Raw genomic sequence first — 2,896 nt, 5'->3', positions numbered from 1 at the left:
TTGTTGCTCAAGCTGAATAAGTGGCTTGCACAGCACGACATGCCATTAGCCGAACAAAAACACGCTTCCAATCAGTACAGAGCGGGAGTTGGAATTTATTATTTCGAAGAGCTCAACAATAAATCGAGCCAAGTTTAAAGGACCAACTGCAATGGACATTCAACATAAACTTAAGCCAAGTTTGTTTCTTCTCACCTTGAGCTTACTGTCATCTGTTTTCGTTGGCTGTAGTGAGTCCGAGAATGATGGCGGAATTACCGGAACGGGCGGCCCTCTGGAAAGCTACTTAAAGCACGGAATTGCTTCGAATAACCAGAACCCTAGCTATTGCGATATTTGCCTCGATGCCCCCGTACTCGAAAGCGATGGAAGTGCAGATGCCTCTTCTGACGAGTCAAGCGATAGCTACTCCCGAACTAATACTCAAGAAACAGGAGTCGATGAACTCGACTGGCTTAAGACCGACGGAAACCTGATATACAGCTACAATGGAGGTTCCGACATCAATATATTTGAATTATCGGAACAGACAGGTAAACACGAAGCGCTCAATACCATTACCCTCTCTACTTCACGTCATTACTTACAGGGCTTGTATCTGGAAGAAACACTCGAAAACAAAAAACTTATTTCAATCGCTAACGAATACGCTCAAGTCTATAGCGACTACTTCTGGCACTGGAGTGATAGCCGTATCAGTATTGATATGTATGACGTGGAAACACCTGAATCCACCATAGACAAAACCACATCTATACAGATAGAGGGTCAGTATGTCAGCAGCCGAAAAATCGGCTCAAAGCTCTATATCATTAGCCAATACAGTGCCTACCTCGACGACTATGTAATCTATCCCTATGAAGAAGATGATATTAGCCGTAACGAGTCATTAATCAGCAAGGCCACATTAGAAGACCTACTCCCAAGCGTCACCTTAAATGGCCAAACAAAGATTTTACTAGGTGAAAATGATTGCCATATTCCTAACGAGCCAGAAGATTCAACACAACCTACCCTGGCTATCGTTACTAAAATCGACCTTGGCGCTTCACATGATATGGCGCTTTCAGATATAAAATCCAGCTGCATCGCCGCCCCCATTGCCACAATCTACGCATCATTGAACGCCGTGTATATGGTAGAAAATGAATACAGTTACGAAAACGCAAATGATTCATCTTATAGCAGTACGGTCTACAAGCTAGACTATTCGGACAATGGTCTAGAGTTTGCTGGAAGCGTAGCCCTAAGCGGCCAAGTAGGCTGGAATGAACAGTTCAGACTTAGCGAGTATCAGGATCATCTGCGAGTCGTGACCACTGACCATTCCAGCACAGAGAGAAATATACATCGGCTACATACCATCAATATTGATGATACAGAGCTGAACCTGAATGCAACAATCCCTAATGAATCGGCTCCGGAAGCTATCGGAAAACCAGGAGAGTCAATCTACAGTGTTCGATTTGACGGTGACAAAGCTTATATCGTGACCTTTAGACAAATCGACCCATTTTATGTACTTGACTTATCTAATCACGACTCTCCTCGCGTCGCAGGTGAATTAGAACTGCCCGGCTTTTCAAACTACCTTCACCCCTTCGGCGATACACTTGTCTTTGGCCTAGGCCGCGGCTCGGAAGGTGGCGTCGCAACAAATAATATCAAACTCGCACTGTTTGACGTGAGCGATATGAGCAACCCGCTATTAGTGAATGAAGTACTGCTTGAAGGCGACACATCATATTCTCCTGCCGAATACACTCATACGGCCTTAAGTATCTTACCCGGCAACGATGAACACTCATGGCGTCTAGGTTTTTCAGCGAGCATATTAGAGGACTGGCAGTGGCAAAAAGACGCCTACTATCTTTTTGAGGTCAGAGATACTGAACACCCTGAGGGTGCTAGTCTAAATCAAGCCGGAAGCATAGTCGGTAGCGAACTCGGCACCGGGCAGTCAGGTAGTTATTACTATTCATCCTACGACCGAGGGGTTCTCACTGGCACTCACGTTCACTACTCTCATAGAGGATACTTGATCACAGAATTGTGGGATGACCTGGCTAACCCCGCTGACTGAATGAAACCCTTTTTTAAGCTTGTCGAAGCGTCAAGCTTACTTAGATGTAGGTGCAAACATTACATTTTCGACGCTACGTTTTGCCGGTTGATAAGTGTTCACTTTATGCTCGGCAGGGTAACCGATCGAAAGACCGCATAGCAGTTTATAGTCTTCTTCTATATCGAAATGCTTTTTGATCGGACTTGCCCAAGTGGCAATAGCGGCTTGAGGACAGGACCCCAACCCTTCTTCTACGGCAGCGAGCATGAGTGATTGCATAAAGATACCGGCGTCCAAAGCACTATAAAGACCAAGTTTGTCATTGATAAATATAAAAATTGCAGTGGGCGCACCAAAAAACTCAAAATTCTTTTGCATTTGCGCCTCACGTGCCTCGTAGTCACTTCTTTCAATGCCCAGTGTTTCGTATAGCCCCATGCCACAATCAAACTTGCGTTTCTTAAGCTCATCAGGGTAACTGACGTCGGGGTTATAATCGCCGTCGGGCAAAACACCACTTGTTAACCCCTGCCAAATTTTGCTTGGTAACGGAAGGCGCTTAATCCGGCTAGCTTTGGCGAACTTGCTAGATAATTCGTCAGCTATCTTATTTTTTGTGCTACCGCTAGCAATTGCAATTCGATAAGGTTGAGAGTTACCTCCACTGGGTGATAGCAATGCTTTGCTGATAACGCGCTCCAAGACATCATCCGGAATACTTACAGGTGTGAATTGACGAATGCTACGGCGCGTCTTCAAGGCTTCAGAAAGTTTCATAATTCGTCCTCATGTACCAATATTTCGAAGGTGTGTATGCAAGTATAAGCACGG

Annotated in this window: 2 protein-coding genes; one reads left to right on the top strand and one right to left on the bottom strand. The window is 45.1% G+C overall.

Annotation, left to right across the window (positions count from 1 at the left end):
• Nucleotides 1–151: 151 nt before the first annotated feature.
• Nucleotides 152–2,083 (top strand): beta-propeller domain-containing protein, encoded by a 1,932-nt coding sequence (locus A3735_RS18300; RefSeq protein ID WP_068509444.1) that lies wholly within the window; start codon nucleotides 152–154, stop codon nucleotides 2,081–2,083.
• 36 nt (nucleotides 2,084–2,119) lie between these two features.
• Here A3735_RS18300 and A3735_RS18295 read toward each other — a convergent pair whose 3' ends face one another.
• A complete protein-coding gene (locus A3735_RS18295) occupies nucleotides 2,120–2,842 on the bottom strand; it encodes a nitroreductase (RefSeq protein ID WP_068509447.1) in 723 nt (240 codons plus the stop codon).
• Nucleotides 2,843–2,896 lie beyond the last annotated feature (54 nt).

Source organism: Oleiphilus sp. HI0061 (genome assembly GCF_001635675.1).
This window is presented reverse-complemented; position numbering and strand designations above follow the sequence as displayed.